The following is a 14,893-nucleotide window of genomic DNA, read 5'->3' as shown; positions in this document are numbered from 1 at the left end:
GTAAATGCCGACACGTCACGACCGCAATGCCGTCAAGCGTTCGGATCGGCGCGCGGCACGTTCGACAGGTACGCGCTCGCGCTGGTCCGATGTCGGAGCAATGCAACATCCGTGCCATGAAACCGGATCTTGAAAATAGACGCGCGATATCAATGGCTTGCGGCAAAATTGGCGGACTTGTAGTGGCATGCGGTTGGTGCCATGCCCGGGAAACGCCCGCTTTTCACGAGAAATCGAGCCAGAGTTGACTCGATTAAAAATAACCTGCGTCTTATCAACGACTTATAGCGGGCCAGATTTGGCTCGATCGGGTCAAATCTGGCTCATCCAGTCATGCCCCGGCGCCAGCCCCACAAACGCGGCGCAAAAAAAAGCCCCCCGACGTGTCAGGGGGCTTGATCGCCCGGAGGTAGATCGGGCGATCGGCGCCGGTGGGCGTGGCCCTGCCGGCTGCGGCGGCAATCAGGTGTTCAGTTTCTTGACCCAGTCCACGTAGCGGTCGACCCAGCCTTGCAGGAACTTGCGGGTGCCTTCGTTGGTGATCGTGTATTGGTCGTCGATCAGGCCGTCGGAATATTGCAGGAACACTTCCGGCGTGGTCAGCGCGATGGCGCCTTCGGCGGCCAGGATGTTGCGCAGGTGTTGCTGCATCATCGCGGTGCCGGCGGCGCTGGGCGATGCGCCGACGATGCCGGCGGCCTTGCCCGGCCAGGAGTTCTGGCCCCACGGGCGCGAGCCCCAGTCGATGGCGTTTTTCAACGCGGCGGGCAGCGAGCGGTTGTGCTCGGGTGACACGAAGAGCAGGCCTTGCGCGTCGGCGATCTGTTGCTTGAGCTTGGCGGCGGGGGCGGGCAGATTGTTTTCGTTGTCCTGGTTGTACAGCGGGATGTCGCCCAGGCTGACGTAGTCGAACTTGAAGTCTGCGGGAACCAGCTTTTCCAGCGCACGAGCCAATCGCAAATTGATCGAGGCGGCACGCAGGCTGCCGACGAAAACTGCAATTTTGTAGGTGCTCATGGGCAAATGCTCCAACGGGAAAGGGAAAAGCCAGTGTAGACCTGCTTGGCGACGCGCTCAATCATTGTCGCGTTATGTCTTAATGCGAGCTTCGCCGTCCTGCGGCAGAGCAGGCCAGCGGCTTGGCCGCGCGCGCCATGTCGGTGACAGCGCCGCGGCCGCGCGTCGCCCTTCAACGGGTCACACCATCAGGCTGACATGCGCCGACACCACGCGCCACCCTGCGGGCGTGCGCATCCAGGTCTGGCTTTGGCGGCCGATGCGGTCGCTGCCCTCGCGTTGGAATTCGATGTTGGTGGTGGCGAAGTCCGTGCCATAGGTGGTGAGGGCGGTGCGCAGGACGCGCCGTGCCAGGCCTTGCGGCGAGCGTCCGGCGCGGAATTCGCGGATGGCCTCATAGCCGTACAGATTTTCGCCGGCGCCGTAGCGCAAGGTGTGGGGGCTGTTCCAGAACAGCGTGTCCAGTTCCTGGACGTCGTTGGTCACCAGCGCGGTTTCGTAGCGCTCGAAAGCGGCGGTGACCTCGGCCACGACGTCCGGCAAATTGATGTCCATCTCTGTTTCTCCGCATGCACCGGCATGGTGCGTTGTGTAGGGGTAATCACCAATATGGTGTGTGTTGCGGTGCGCAAGTTTCGGCGCGCAACGCGTTGATGTCGTTCACGCCAGGGGAATGCTGCATCGCAAGGCTGGCACGGGGATTGCTAGGGTTAACACTGCATAACAAGCTACACCGTTGCCCAGGAGTTCCGTCATGTCCAGTTCCGCTGTTTCCGCCCCGGTCACCATGCTGGTCACGCGTCATATCGCGCCCGAACGCTATAGCGATTTTCTGTCCTGGATGCGCCAGGGCGAAATCCTGGCGGCGGGGTTTCCCGGATTTTTGGGATCGGGTGTGCTGCAACCGCCTGAAGGGGGCGATCAGTACCAGATCGTGCTGCGCTTCACCGACGAGGCGAGCCTGTTGCGGTGGGAAAAATCCTTGCCGCGCCGCATGTGGCTGGAACGCGGGGCGAACCTGGTGCGGGCCAGCCATGAACACCGCGTCAAAGGCACGGACGGCTGGTTTGCGCCGAAGGCCGCCAGCGCGCCGCCACGCTGGAAGCAAGCGGTGAGCATCTGGCTGGCGTACTTTCCGGTGCTGCTGGTGTTCTCGATTCTGGTCAGCGAGCATCTGAGCGCGCTGCCGGTGTTCTGGCGCGTCTTGATCACAAGCGTGATATTGACGCCGATTATGGTGTTCATCTGCATACCGGTGATTTCTCGGGTGCTGCAACGGTGGCTGCGGGCCGGGTGATGCCGCGCACCCGTCACGCCGCCTTGGCGGGACGGGTGGAATACAAGCGGTGCAGCGTGATCTTTCGCACCGCGCTTTGGCTGTCGCGGATATGCGCTTGCAGCAGCTGCGCAGCGGCGGCGCCGTCGCGGCCAAGCACGGCGCGCAGGATGGCGCCGTGTTCTTCATAGGTGTTGTCGATACGGTCTTGCAGCGTGAAGTCCAGGCGACGCACGATGCGGATGCGCTCGGTGGCCGCGCGATGCACGCGTGCAATCTCCGGGTTGCCGGCAGCCGCCACCAAGTCGATATGAAAGCGTTCGTCCAGGTCGGCCAGCCATTCGCCGTCGCTGGACCGGTCGCTTGGCGCGACCAGCCAGGTGTCGGCCAATGATTGCAGCGCGCGCAGCGGATCGGGGCCCTGGGCCGGCAAACACAAGGCATGGACCGCGGCGGTTTCCAGCACGCTGCGCAGTTCGTAGAAGTGGTCCAGCGTATTGAAGTCCAACGGCTTGACCAGCCAGCCGTTGCGTTGCCGAACCTCCAGATAGCCTTCACGCTCCAGCCGGAACAGCGCTTCGCGCACCGGCGTGCGGCTCACTTGCAGCCGGTCCGCGATTTCGGTTTCGGTAAAGCGATCGCCCGGGGCCAGCCGGAAATCCAGGATGTCCCGTTTCAATGCACCGTAGGCGGTGTCGGCCAGGGTGCGGGGCATGTCGATGGCGGCGAATGCGGATTCCATAACGGGCCTTGGATGTCGAGTGGTGGGACGGTCGGACGGTGGCGGAAGGCGATGAAAAGAAAGCTCAGACCGGGCGCACGCGCGCCGCGCCGGCTTGTTCCAGCGCGTAGGCGGCGGCCAGGCAATCGGCTTCGCGCCAAGGCGCGCCGATCAATTGCACGCCCAGTGGCAAGTGGCCGTCGTGTTCGGTCTCGGGCCAGGTGGGCGCGGTGCAGACGGGCAGGCCGATACATGAGATGGGTTGCGTCAGCAGCCCCATGCTGGCTCGCGCGGGCAGTTCCTTGCCGGCCAGCGTCAGCCAGTCGGTGCCGATGGGCGTGGCGGACACGGGCGTGGCGGGCGCGATCAGCACGTCGTACTGGTCGAACAGCGCCATGGCCTCGCGGTAGACGCGGTGGCGGATGCGTTGCGCCTGCTGCACCCACGCGGCGGGCACCAGGCTGCCGGCGACCAGCCGGTCGCGCGAATAGGGTTCGTAGTAGTCGTAATGCGTGACCAGCTTGCGCCGATGCAGCGCGCCGCCTTCGGCCGCCGTGATGATGAAGGCCGCGGCGCGCGCTTGCGTGGCGCCGGGCATGTCGACGATGGCGGTGGCGTCCAGCGCGCGCGCGGCGATCTCGACGGCGCGGCGGGCTTGCGGGCTGGCCCAGTCGGCGAAGTAGCCGCCCAGCACGGCCACGCGCAATGTGCGCGCGCCCGAGGCTAGCGTGGGCAACACGGGGTCTACGGCATGCTGGGCGCAGGCGGCGTCGTCCGGGTCCGGGCCTTGCAACGCATCGTAGGCGGCGGCCAGGTCGCTGGCGCTGGCGGCAAAGGGGCCCAGGTGGTCCAGGCTGCCGACAAACGGAAACGACCCCGTGCGCGGCAGGCGGCCATAGGTGGGTTTCAAGCCGAAGACGCCGCACAGCGAGGCCGGCACGCGGATGGATCCGTTGGTGTCCGACCCGAGGGTCAGCGGCACCAGCCCGCCCGCTACGGCGGCCGCGCTGCCGCCCGAGGACCCGCCTGCGATGCGGCTGGTGTCGTGCGGGTTGCGGCAAGGGCCGTAATGCGTGTTTTCGGTGGTGAAGCCGTAGGCGTGTTCGTCCATGTTCAAGGCGCCGATCAGGACCGCGCCGGCGTCCCGCATCCGCGCGACCAGTCGCCCGTCTTGCGCGGCGGGCGGATTGGCGGCGTTGACGCGACCGCCTGCCAAGGTCACTTCATCAGCGATGTCGAACAGGTTTTTGACGGCGTAGGGCACGCCTGCCAGCGGCGGCAATGCTTCGCCACGCGCGCGGCGCGCGTCGATGGCGGCGGCTTCCTGGCGCGCGCGGGCTTCGGTCACGGCGGTAAAGCAGTTGTACGCGGGGTCGCGTTCGCGCACGCGGGCCAAGGTGGCGTCCAACACCGCCAAGGCGCTGCGTTCACCGCTGGCGACCTGGCGGGCGATGTCGATGGCGGGGCCGCTCACGGACGAAACACCGATGCGGATTCCAGTTCGACGGGCAGGGGCTCGTCGACGAAGCTGGCCGCAATGTCATGAATGCGCGAGAACTGTTGCACGACTTCGGCCGTGGCGGCCTCGCGCAAGGCGTAGCCCGACAGCGCCAAGGCGCTGCGCACATAATGGTCGATGGTTTCCTGGGTCATGGCGGATGCTCCGATAGACGCGTTGGGGGTTTGCCTGAAGAGGTTTGGCTGATGGTGCTTGCCTGAGGATCTGCCTGCGCAGTCGCGGTGGTGACCGGCCTACCGGCCTACCGGTCTACCGGCGCACCTCGCGCTGGAAAATCTCCAGGCTCAGTTTCTTCATCTGAATAAAGCTGGGCTCGGACAGCGTATCCACCGTGCGCGGGCGGGCATCCGTGTAGTCCAGGATCTCGGCCACGCGGGTGGGGCGCTTGGTCAGCAGCAGCACCTGGTCAGCCAGGTACACGGCTTCTTCCAGATCGTGCGACACCAGCAACATCGTGGTGCCCGTTTGCAGAAACACTTCTTGCAGCTTTTCGCGGATGAACAGCGTCATCTCGAAGTCCAGCGCGGAGAAGGGTTCGTCAAGAAACAGCACCTCGGGTCCGGGGGCCAGCGCGCGCATGATGGACGCCGTCTGCTGCTGCCCACCACTGAGTTCGTACGGGTAGCGCTTGAGGTCGAACTTGACGTCGAACGAGGCGACCAGCTCTTCCACGCGCGCATCCACTTCGGCCTTGCTGCGGCCTTCCAGACGCAGCGGGTAGGCAATGTTGTCAATGGTGCGCAGCCACGGGAACATGGCTTCGCGGTAGTTCTGGAACACGTAGCCGATCTTGGTTTGCGCCAGGGACTTTCCGTCGAACAGGATCTCGCCTGAATCGATGGGAATGAGGCCCGCGATCATGTTGATCAGCGTGGACTTGCCGCAGCCGTTGGGGCCGAAGACCGACACGATCTTGCCCTTGGGGATGTCCAGGTTGAAGTCTTCGTACAGCGGCCAGCCCGCGAAGTACTTGGTCAGGCCACGGATGGTGATGTGCGTGCCCAAGGGGCCGGGCGCGAACGGCGCGGCGGCGGGGGCGGGGGCGATGATGGGGTTGATGACGGTGGACATTTATCGGCCGCTCCAATGGACCACGCGCTTTTCCAGCACAAGAAAAATAATGTTCAGCACATAGCCCAACGCGCCGGCCGCCAGGATGGCCGCGTACATCTCGCGCACGTTCAGCACCTGCTGCGCGTTGATGATGCGATTGCCCAGGCCGCTGTCGGACCCGATGAACATTTCCGCCACGATCACGATCACCAGCGCCATCGACACGCCGCTGCGCAGGCCGACGAACGTGGGTTGCAGGCTTTCCCAGATCAGCACGTCCTTGAAGATCTGCCAGCGCGATGCGCCCATCACGCGGGCCGCCATCACGCGCTGCTTGCGTGCGTTGATGACGCCATAGGCACTGTTGAACAGAATCACCAGCACGGCGGCGAACGCGGCGATGGCGATCTTGTTCATGTCGGTGACGCCAAAGATCATCAGGAACAGCGGGATCAGCGCGGACGACGGCGTCGACCGAAAGAAGTCCACCAGGAACTCCACGCTGCGATACGCCTTTTCATTGCTGCCCAGCAGCACACCCAGCGGCACGCCGATAACGCCGGCGATCACGAAGGCTTGCAGCGTGCGGTTCAGCGACGACAGGAAGTCCCACAGCAGCGGCCCGCCGGCCAGCCCCTTGACCAGGGCCACGATGGTGGCGCTGGGCGTGGGCAGCAGCACGGGGCTGACCAGTTGCAGTCGCACCACCAGGTCCCAGATCACGAAAAGCGCCAGGGGGCCGATCAGCGGCAGAAAGCGTGCGCCGTTGAACTTGCGCGGCGGCTGCCTGGTGGGGGCGGAGGGGGCGGTCATGGCGGTCGGTGCCTTTGTCGCGGTCGCGGTCGTGGTCGCGCTTGCGGGCACGGTTGAGGTTGCGGAAGTCGCGGTCGTGGCTGTCATGGGTCAGCCCTTGTAAAGCATGGTCGACACGTCGACCTTTTGCGCGAAGATGCCCTTCTCGGTGAACAGGTCGAAGAACTTCTGGAAGTACTGGATGTCGCTGGGCGTGAACTCGTTGTAGAGCGTGTAGGCGGCCAGCGGCACTTCTTCGGTCATGGGGCCTTCGATGGCGGTGTAGCCCTTCATGAAGGGGCGCGCCTCGGCGGGCTTGGTGCGGATCAGTTCGATGCCGCGCGCGTAGGCCGCGATGAATTTCTTGCTTTCTTCCGGATGCTTTTTCAGGAACGCGGTGGTCAGCGAGGCCGAGCCGCCAAACCACGGCGCCATCGGATCGCCCAACACGTACTTGGCGATCACGCCTGTTTCCAGCACGCGCGTGGTGCCGTTCAAGCGGCCCACCGTGCCCGTGGGTTCCAGCGTGTAGCACGCATCCAACTGGCCGGCGGCAACCGCGGCCACGTGCTGGCTGATTGCCAACTCGACCACGGTTGCTCCGGTTGCGCCGGCGCGCTCCAGTACTGCTTTGGCCAGCGTGGCGTTCTGGATGCCGGGTCCAGATCCGACCTTTTTCCCCTTGAGGTCTGCTATGGATTTGATGGGACTATCTTTCGCGACGATGAACTCATCCAGCACGTTCTTGGCGTTGCTGGGGTTGGACGCAAAAATCTTGAACAAGCCGGGCGAGGCGATTTCGCCGATGGCCAGGTTGGCCGAGCCGGTGCCGTTGGCGCTGCCGTCCGCGCGACCGGCCAGCATGGCTTCCATGACCTGCTGCGCGCCTGCGAACTTCAGCGGCTCGACGTTCAGGCCCGCTTCCTTGAAGTAGCCTTTTTCGACGGCCGCGTAGAACGGCAGGCCGGCGGCCACCGGCCAGAAACCGATGCGGATCACCGGGCCCGACTGGGCGCGCACCAGCGCGGGCGCGGCCAGCGTCGCGGCGCCCAGGGCAGCGCCCTGGATCAGGCGGCGGCGGGTGGCGTTGAAGGCGAAAGGCGCATTGCGGTTGATCATGAAGGCTCCTGGAGGGCTTGCTGTGAAAGGTGTTGCGACGCTTGCCTTGTAGACAAGCTTGCATACCAGTCATCAAGCAAAACCCGTGCCAGGTTTGCCGGGGTGGGGTTAGCCCTGGGCGGCGCGCGCGGCGGCCTCGCGCCGGTGCCGCGCGTGAACCATTTTGGTGCATGACGCACCACTGAAGGGGACAGTTCGAACGCCGGGCGGGGCGTCGGCAGGCTGGCGGACGCGGCGGCGTCAGCCCACCAGGCGGTTGGCCAGCGGTTCAGCGCGCGTCCAACGGCGCAGGTTGTCTACAAACAGGCTGCGCACGCGCGCGCGATTGCCGTTCGAGAAACCCGCGCTGTGCGGCGTCACGATGACGTTGTCCAAACACCATAGCGGGGACTCCGGCGGCAGCGGTTCTTGCTGGAACACGTCCAGGAACGCGCCGCCCAGTCGACGCGCCGACAAGGCGTCGATCAAGGCCGCTTCATCAATGACGTGGCCGCGCGCCACGTTGACGACCGACGCGTGCGCGGGCAGGGCGGCCAACGCCTGCTGGTCGATCAGCCCACGCGTGGCCGGCGTCAACGGGCAGGCCAGCACCAGCCAGTCGGCCGGTGGCAGCAGGCTGCGCAGGTCGGCATAGGTGACGCTGTGGCGCGCTTGTGGCACGGGCGTGGCGGAATGGCGCACCACCGACAGCGTCAGCCCCAGCGCGCCCAGCAGCGCGCCGATGCGTTGGCCGATGCCGCCCCAGCCCACCACCACGGCGTGTTGCCCAGCCAGATCGCGTGGCGTGCGATCGCCCAACAGAGGCCGCCACGCGTGTTCGCGCTGATCGGTGGCCAGCAGGGGCAGGCGGCGCGCCAAGGCCAGCACGCCAGCGATGGCGGTTTGCGCAACCACGGCGTCGGTCGCGCCTTGTGACGTGGTGATGGCGACGCCGCGCGCGTGCAGTTGCTGATAGATGTCGCGGTCCGCGCCGGCCGAGTGCACATGGACCCATTGCAGCTCAGGCGCGGACAGCAGCGCGTCGTAGTAACGCGCCGTGTCGGGCGTGATCTGGAACTTGGTGGACGCGCCGGTGATGTCGCGCGAAATAAACGCGACGTGCGCGGGGCACGGCTCGCCGGGCTGCGGGTGGCAGAGCGCGATGCGCGGTGCATCAACGCTGGCAAGCGCCTGGCGCAGCGCGCCCGCCTCGGCGGGCGAACAAAGGATGCGGATCTCGTCGTGCGGCATGGATGGCTCGGTGGTGACGCAGTGGGCGGCTGCTGGGGGGCTACTTAGGGGCGAATGCTTAAGGGCGAGTGCTAAGGGCGGCTGCTTGGAGATGTAGCTGCTTAGGCGTGCTGCTTACGCATGCTGCTTAGTTGGCGGCCGGTTGGAACTTGCGCACCAGCGCGGCCCACTTGTCGTGTTCCGCGCGGATGAACGTGGAGAACTGCGCGGGCGTGCCACCCACGGGCTCGGCGCCTTCATGCAGCATCTGCGCCTTCAGCGAGGGCAGGGCGGCGTTGACTTCGCGGTTGATCACGGTGACCACCTCGGGCGGCGTGCCTTTCGGGCCGAAAAAGCCAAACCATGATCCGGCATCAAAGCCCGGATAGCCGGACTCGGCAATGGTGGGCAACTCGGGCAGGGTCGCCGACCGTTGCAGCGTGCTGACGGCCAGCGGGCGCAGCTTGCCCGCGCGTATCTGCCCGATCACCGACGGAATGGTGGCGAACATGAAGTCGATGCGTCCGGCCAGCAGGTCGTTGACCGCGTCGGCCCCCTTGTACGGCACGTGCGTGGCCTGCACCCCCAGTTGGTCCATCAACATATAGCTGGACAAGTGCGACGACGTGCCCACGCCGGTAGAGCTGTAGTTCAAGTGCTGCGCCTTTTTGACGTAAACCAGAAAGCTCTTGATGTCCTTGGCGGGCGAGGACGGCGGCACGACCAGCACGTTGGGCACGGTGGCGATCTGCACCATCGGCACCAGGTCGGTCAAGGGGTCGAACGACAGTTTGGCCAGCGACGCATTCACCGCGATGGGGCCCACGGAATTGACGATCAGCGTGTGCCCGTCGGGCGCGGCGCGCACCACGAACTCGGTACCGATGTTGCCGCCCGCGCCCGGTTTGTTTTCCACCACGAACGGTTGCTCCAGCTTCTTGGACAGCGCGTTGGACATGCTGCGCGTCAGCGTGTCGGTGGTGCCGCCGGCGGTGAACGCCACGATCACCTTCACAGGCTTGTCGGGGTAGTCGGCGGCTATGGCGGGCGGCGCGGTACAGGCGCAGGCCGCCGCTGCGGCGGCGAGCAGGGCTCGGGCAGTATTCATCGTTGTCTCCGTCCGTGGTTGTCGTTTGGATAGGTCGGCGCCGTGCCGCCACGTCGGCCGGCGCCATTGAAATGCAAGATCGAATGCAGGACTCCAATGCAGGAATCCGTCGTCGCTCAGGACGCCGGGGTCAATCCCGAAAGCCGGGGTCGATGCGGTCCAGCTTGCGCAGCAGGGCCGGCCATTCCATGACGCCGTAAGGGCGACGCGTGCCGGGCTGATAGTTGTTCCAGGTTTCTTCCAGCACGGCGGGGCTGACCTGGCGCAGCGGCGAGCCCGTGGCCATGGCCGCCAATTGGGAGCGGCAGGCCAGCTCCAGCCGATGCATCCAGTTAAAGGCCTCGCCCACCGTGCGGCCCACCGTCAGCGCGCCATGGTTGCGCAGGATCAGCGCTTCGCCCTGACCCAGGTCCTGCAACAGGGATTGCTGCTCTTGCAGGTCCAGCACCACGCCCTGGTAGTCGTGATAGCCAATCTTCAAAAAGCGCATGGCCGTCTGCGTCAACGGCAGCAGCCCGCAGTCCAGCGAGGCCACAGCCATCGATGCCCAGCTGTGCGTGTGGATCACGCAGTCCACGTCATGGCGCGCGGCGTGCACCGCGCTGTGGATCACGTAGCCGGCCTTGTTGATGCCGTAGTGCATGTCGCCAAAGTCCGGCTTGGCCAGGATGGTGCCGTCCAGGTCCACCTTGATCAGGCTGGACGCCGTGATCTCTTCGTACATCATCCCGTAGGGGTTGATGAGGAACGCGTTGTCTTCGCCCGGCACGCGGGCCGAGATGTGGTTGGCCATCATGTCGGCCATGCCGTAAAGCTCGACCAGCCGGTAACAGGCGGCCAGATCGACACGGGCCTGCCATTCCTGGTCGGAACAGTGCGGCCGCATGGAAGCAATGGGAAGCGTGCCCGGGCGTCGGGAGTCAGTGGTCATCAGCTTTGCAGAGGTCCGTTGCCGCGGCACCATGCCACGGCGTTCACCAATGCAATGTATGCGTGTGACCTGGCGTGGCCTAGCCCTGCGCCCGGCATGGGGGCATCACGAATCCAGAAGGGTGGCGCCGGGCCAGCCGCCGTGGCGCACCTGCGCACGCATCACGTCCACCAGCACCACGCGCGCGGCCAGCGCGGCGGGTGACAGTTCTTCGTCGTTGATGCAGTAGACGGCGTTGCGGCGGTATAGGAAGGGGTCGTCGATGGGGTGCATGTTCAACAGTCCGGCCTCGGCCCGCGCCACGGCGGCGCCCGGCTGGATGGTGGCGATGGGGTTGGCCTGCACCAGGTCCATCAAGGTCGTCAGCCCGTCCACTTCCACCGCCACCCAGGGCTCGATGCCGACGCGTTCGAAGGCGGCTTCTACCCAGGCGCGCAGGCCATGGGCCTTGCTGGTCACGGCCAGCGGCAGGCCGGCCAACTGGTCGATGGTGGCGGGTTCGCCGTCGGGCAAGGCGAACACGCCGCGCTGGGCCAGCAGGAACAATTTTTCGTCCAGCACCGGGATGGCGCTGCGGCCCTGGCTGCTGTCATTCTGGAACAGCACCGCCAGGTCCAGACGCCGGTTGTTCAGCTGGTCGCCCAGGTTGCCGGACAAGCCTTCGACCAGATGCAGCCGCACGTTGGGATAGCGTTCGGCCATGGCCGCGTAGAACGGCCGGGCCAACATGGACGCCGTGGTGGGCGCAAAGCCCACGCTGACCATGCCCGACAGCCGGGCCTCGCGCGCGGCGGCCACGGCGTGTTCTGCGTGCCGCAGTGTCAGCCGGGCCTGGCGCAGAAACGCGGTGCCGGCGGCGGTGGGCACCACGCCGGTGTGCGTGCGCATCAGCAAGCGCGTCGCCAATTCGCTTTCCAGGCGGCTGATCTGCTGGCTTAGCGCCGAGGCCACCACGCCCAGATCGCGCGCTGCCCGGCCGATGCTGCCAAGTTCTGCCACGCGCACGAAGTAGCGGAGTTGACGCAGTTCCATGGTCTTCAAAACGGGGACGGTAATAGCGGGATAGTAGCGGCACGCTTTGGTGGCGCGCATTTTTTTGCGCGGATGTCGTTCAAAAAAATGTCAGGTATCTGACTTGGCGCTGAACATCAAACGAAAATTGTTTACACTCGCATCCACAAAATTGAAGTCGGAACGGCCCGCCGCGGGGGCGGACACCGTTCGAGTCACGGGAGAAAGTCGATGCGCAAGTTGTTGTTGGGTGCGATGTTGGCCGCAGCGGTATTCGGGGGAACGGCCCACGCGGCGGCGGAACCCCGTGCTGTCGTCGCCACCTATTCGGATCTGGCGCTGGCGGGCTATGAAGATTCGCTGGCCGCCGCCAAGACGCTGCGCTCTGCCATCAACGCGCTGATCGCCAAGCCCAGCCCCGACACGCTGAAGGCCGCCCGCGAAGCCTGGCTGGCCGCGCGCGTGCCCTACCAGCAGACCGAGGCGTATCGCTTCGGCAACCCCATCGTCGACGACTGGGAAGGCCGCGTGAATGCCTGGCCGCTGGACGAAGGCCTGATCGACTATGTGGATGCCTCGTACGGCACCGACAACGACGAAAACGCCTACTACGCCGTCAACGTCATCGCCAATTCAAAGATTTCGGTCGGCGGCAAGACGGTGGACGTCAGCAAGATCACGCCGCAGCTGTTGTCCGAAGTGCTGCACGAAGCCGACGGCAACGAAGCCAACGTGGCCACCGGCTATCACGCCATCGAATTCCTGCTGTGGGGCCAGGACCTGAACGGTACCGGCCCGGCGCCGGCGGACCGCAAGGGCACGCCGCAAGAACGCCATTCGGGCAACCGCCCGCATACCGACTTCGACACCAAGCAATGCACGGGCGGCCACTGCGAACGCCGCGTGCAATTCCTGAAGGCCGTGACCGACCTGCTGGTGACCGACCTGGAAGAAATGGTCGGCAACTGGAAGAAGGACGGCGCGGCGCGCAAGGCCGTGGAAGAAGATCCCAAGGCGGGCCTGATCGCCATGCTGACGGGCCTGGGCAGCTTGTCGTACGGCGAATTGGCCGGCGAACGCATGAAGCTGGGCCTGATGCTGCACGACCCCGAAGAAGAGCACGATTGCTTCTCGGACAACACCCACAATTCGCACTACTACGACCAGATCGGTATCCGTAACGTCTACCTGGGCACCTACACCCGCATCGACGGCAAGCAGGTCACGGGCGCCAGCCTGTCTGAACTGGTCAAGGCGCGCGATCCCAAGCTGGACGCCGAAGTGCGCGCCAAGCTGGACGCCACCGTGGCGGCCATGCAGGCCATGAAGACGCGCGCCGAAACGGTGGAAACGTACGACCAGATGATTGCGGACGGCAATAAGGAAGGCAACGCCGTGGTGCAGGCCGCCATCGACGGCCTGGTGGACCAGACCCGTAGCCTGGAACGCGTGATCACGTTGCTTGAGCTTGGCAAGGTAGCCATCGAAGGTTCCGACAGCCTGGATAAACCTGACGCCGTATTCAAGTGAAACTCGTTCTAGCCGCCGTACTGGCGGCGTCGGCCTGCGCCGGCGCCGCCGCTGCCACCGAAGTTACTGCCGGGCGTGACGACCTAACGCCCGAAGACCAAAAACGCGTCACCGCCATCACCGCGCCCACGCGCGATTTCTCCAAGGTTGAAACCTTCGAGACCATGCAGGCCGGGGCGGCCACCACCAATAAACTGATCAACGCCGATATCTTTTCCCAGCCCTCGGCCAACATGAGCTTCGAGGGCCGCCAGGAATTTCAGGTGGGCAACGGCCTGTTCCGCAAGGACTGGGTGTCGGCGCCGGCATCGACGCAGGCCTCCGACGGCCTGGGGCCGCTGTTTAACGCGCGCTCGTGCCAGGCCTGTCACACGAAGGACGGGCGTGGCACCGTGCCAGGCTTCGACCCCCTGGAACGCACTGACGCCGTGGCGCTGCTGTTGCGCCTTGCGGTGCCGCGCGGGCCGGACCGTGGTCATCCGACGCTGGCGCCCGGCGAACTGGCCGAGTTGCCCGAACCCGTCTACGGCGTGCAATTGCAGAACTTCGCGGTGGCGGGGCTGCCGGCCGAAGGCCGCATGGAAATCGAATACGCGCCCATCGCGGTGGCATTGAACGGCGGCGAGACGGCCACGTTGATGAAGCCCACGTATCGCATCGAAAACCCGGGTTATGGCCCCCTGCGCGCCGACACGCAGATTTCGCCGCGCCTGGCGCCGCCCATGATCGGGCTGGGCCTGCTGGAATCCATACACGAAGCCGACATCCTGGCCAACGTGGGCGCGGACAAGCGCGACGGCATCGTGGGCAAGCCGAATTGGGTGACCGACGCGCGCAGCGGCAAGCGCGTGCTGGGCCGCTTCAATCTGAAGGCGGGCCAGCCCACCGTTGAACAGCAGAGCGCCGCCGCGTTCTCCAACGACATGGGTTTGTCCACGCCGCTGTTCCCGAAGCATTCGGGCGACTGCACGCCCGCGCAGAAGCAGTGCCTGGATATGCCGCATGGCGCGCAGCCGCGCTTTGGTCCGGAAGAGGTGCCGGCCAAACTGATGGACTTCGTGACCATCTATTCCACCAACCTGGCGGTGCCGCAGCGCCGCGATGCCGACGACGCGCGCGTGCTGGCCGGCAAGAAGCTGTTCTACCAAGCCAACTGCGTGGCGTGTCACGTGCCCAAGTACGTGACCAGCCGCAACGCCAAGCAGCCGGAACACCGGTTTCAGCTGATCTGGCCGTACACCGACATGCTGGTGCACGACATGGGCGATGACCTGGCCGATGGCGTGTCCGACGGCCAGGCCACCGGCCGCGAGTGGCGCACGCCGCCGCTGTGGGGCATCGGCCTGACCAAGACCGTGAATCCCACGGCGACGTGGCTGCACGACGGGCGCGCCCGTACGCTGCTGGAAGCGGTGCTGTGGCATGGCGGCGCGGGCAAACCCGCGCGCGATCGCGTCGTGGCGATGACGCCGGACGAACGCGCTGATCTGATTCGTTTCCTGGAGTCGTTGTGATGGCATCTATGACGCAAGCGGGGGTTAAGGCTGCGCGGGGCAGGGCGATTGCGTGGAATGCCCTGGTGACGAAGAGCGCCGCATTGAAGTCCA

Annotated in this window: 15 protein-coding genes; 3 read left to right on the top strand and 12 right to left on the bottom strand. The window is 65.5% G+C overall.

The window, feature by feature from the left end; genetic code table 11:
* Positions 1–462: 462 nt before the first annotated feature.
* Both YH64_RS11350 and hpxZ read right to left on the bottom strand, forming a co-directional pair.
* Complete coding sequence (locus YH64_RS11350) at positions 463–1,017, bottom strand: NADPH-dependent FMN reductase (RefSeq protein WP_046804184.1); 555 nt, start codon at positions 1,015–1,017, stop codon at positions 463–465.
* A 180-nt stretch (positions 1,018–1,197) separates the two neighbouring features.
* Entirely contained in the window at positions 1,198–1,572 is a 375-nt protein-coding gene (hpxZ, locus tag YH64_RS11345) for an oxalurate catabolism protein HpxZ (RefSeq protein ID WP_046804183.1), read from the bottom strand.
* A gap of 199 nt (positions 1,573–1,771) precedes the next feature.
* Between hpxZ and YH64_RS11340 the strand changes: the two genes are divergently transcribed.
* Positions 1,772–2,314 (top strand): antibiotic biosynthesis monooxygenase, encoded by a 543-nt coding sequence (locus YH64_RS11340; protein ID WP_046804182.1) that lies wholly within the window; start codon positions 1,772–1,774, stop codon positions 2,312–2,314.
* A 13-nt stretch (positions 2,315–2,327) separates the two neighbouring features.
* Here the strand turns inward: YH64_RS11340 and YH64_RS11335 are convergent, their stop codons facing one another.
* The 10 genes from YH64_RS11335 to YH64_RS11290 all read right to left on the bottom strand — a co-directional run bounded on the left by YH64_RS11335 (position 2,328) and on the right by YH64_RS11290 (position 11,777).
* Positions 2,328–3,035 carry a GntR family transcriptional regulator gene (locus tag YH64_RS11335; RefSeq protein WP_046804181.1) on the bottom strand — a complete coding sequence of 236 codons (708 nt, stop codon included), beginning with the start codon at positions 3,033–3,035 and terminating at the stop codon, positions 2,328–2,330.
* 64 nt (positions 3,036–3,099) lie between these two features.
* A complete protein-coding gene (locus YH64_RS11330; RefSeq protein ID WP_143215334.1) occupies positions 3,100–4,488 on the bottom strand; it encodes an AtzE family amidohydrolase in 1,389 nt (462 codons plus the stop codon).
* Positions 4,485–4,667, bottom strand: coding sequence for a DUF4089 domain-containing protein (locus YH64_RS11325; RefSeq protein ID WP_046804179.1), 183 nt, complete (start codon positions 4,665–4,667; stop codon positions 4,485–4,487). Before YH64_RS11325 ends, YH64_RS11330 begins: the two co-directional genes overlap by 4 nt.
* Positions 4,668–4,782: 115 nt before the next feature.
* Entirely contained in the window at positions 4,783–5,604 is an 822-nt protein-coding gene (locus YH64_RS11320) for an ABC transporter ATP-binding protein (RefSeq protein ID WP_046804178.1), read from the bottom strand.
* Positions 5,605–6,399, bottom strand: coding sequence for an ABC transporter permease (locus tag YH64_RS11315; protein WP_046804177.1), 795 nt, complete (start codon positions 6,397–6,399; stop codon positions 5,605–5,607). It abuts the gene before it with no gap.
* 90 nt (positions 6,400–6,489) lie between these two features.
* The gene (locus tag YH64_RS11310; RefSeq protein ID WP_046804176.1) at positions 6,490–7,497 is read right to left on the bottom strand and encodes an ABC transporter substrate-binding protein; all 1,008 of its coding nucleotides are present in this window, start codon (positions 7,495–7,497) and stop codon (positions 6,490–6,492) included.
* Positions 7,498–7,737: 240 nt separating this feature from the next.
* Complete coding sequence (locus YH64_RS11305; RefSeq protein WP_046804175.1) at positions 7,738–8,727, bottom strand: NAD(P)-dependent oxidoreductase; 990 nt, start codon at positions 8,725–8,727, stop codon at positions 7,738–7,740.
* A 127-nt stretch (positions 8,728–8,854) separates the two neighbouring features.
* Complete coding sequence (locus tag YH64_RS11300) at positions 8,855–9,814, bottom strand: tripartite tricarboxylate transporter substrate binding protein (RefSeq protein ID WP_046804174.1); 960 nt, start codon at positions 9,812–9,814, stop codon at positions 8,855–8,857.
* 130 nt (positions 9,815–9,944) lie between these two features.
* Positions 9,945–10,745 (bottom strand): class II aldolase/adducin family protein, encoded by an 801-nt coding sequence (locus YH64_RS11295; protein WP_046804173.1) that lies wholly within the window; start codon positions 10,743–10,745, stop codon positions 9,945–9,947.
* Positions 10,746–10,850: 105 nt separating this feature from the next.
* Positions 10,851–11,777, bottom strand: coding sequence for a LysR family transcriptional regulator (locus YH64_RS11290; RefSeq protein ID WP_046804208.1), 927 nt, complete (start codon positions 11,775–11,777; stop codon positions 10,851–10,853).
* A gap of 210 nt (positions 11,778–11,987) precedes the next feature.
* Here YH64_RS11290 and YH64_RS11285 point away from each other — a divergent pair, with 210 nt between their 5' ends.
* Together YH64_RS11285 and YH64_RS11280 are read left to right on the top strand one after the other, a co-directional pair.
* The gene (locus YH64_RS11285) at positions 11,988–13,286 is read left to right on the top strand and encodes an imelysin family protein (RefSeq protein WP_046804172.1); all 1,299 of its coding nucleotides are present in this window, start codon (positions 11,988–11,990) and stop codon (positions 13,284–13,286) included.
* Entirely contained in the window at positions 13,283–14,800 is a 1,518-nt protein-coding gene (locus tag YH64_RS11280) for a di-heme oxidoredictase family protein (protein WP_046804171.1), read from the top strand. The genes YH64_RS11285 and YH64_RS11280 overlap by 4 nt, the downstream gene beginning before the upstream one ends.
* Positions 14,801–14,893: the final 93 nt, after the last annotated feature.

Origin of the sequence: Achromobacter sp. LC458, assembly GCF_001005835.2 — a bacterium.
GTDB classification, from domain to species: domain Bacteria; phylum Pseudomonadota; class Gammaproteobacteria; order Burkholderiales; family Burkholderiaceae_B; genus Achromobacter; species Achromobacter spanius_B.
This window is presented reverse-complemented; position numbering and strand designations above follow the sequence as displayed.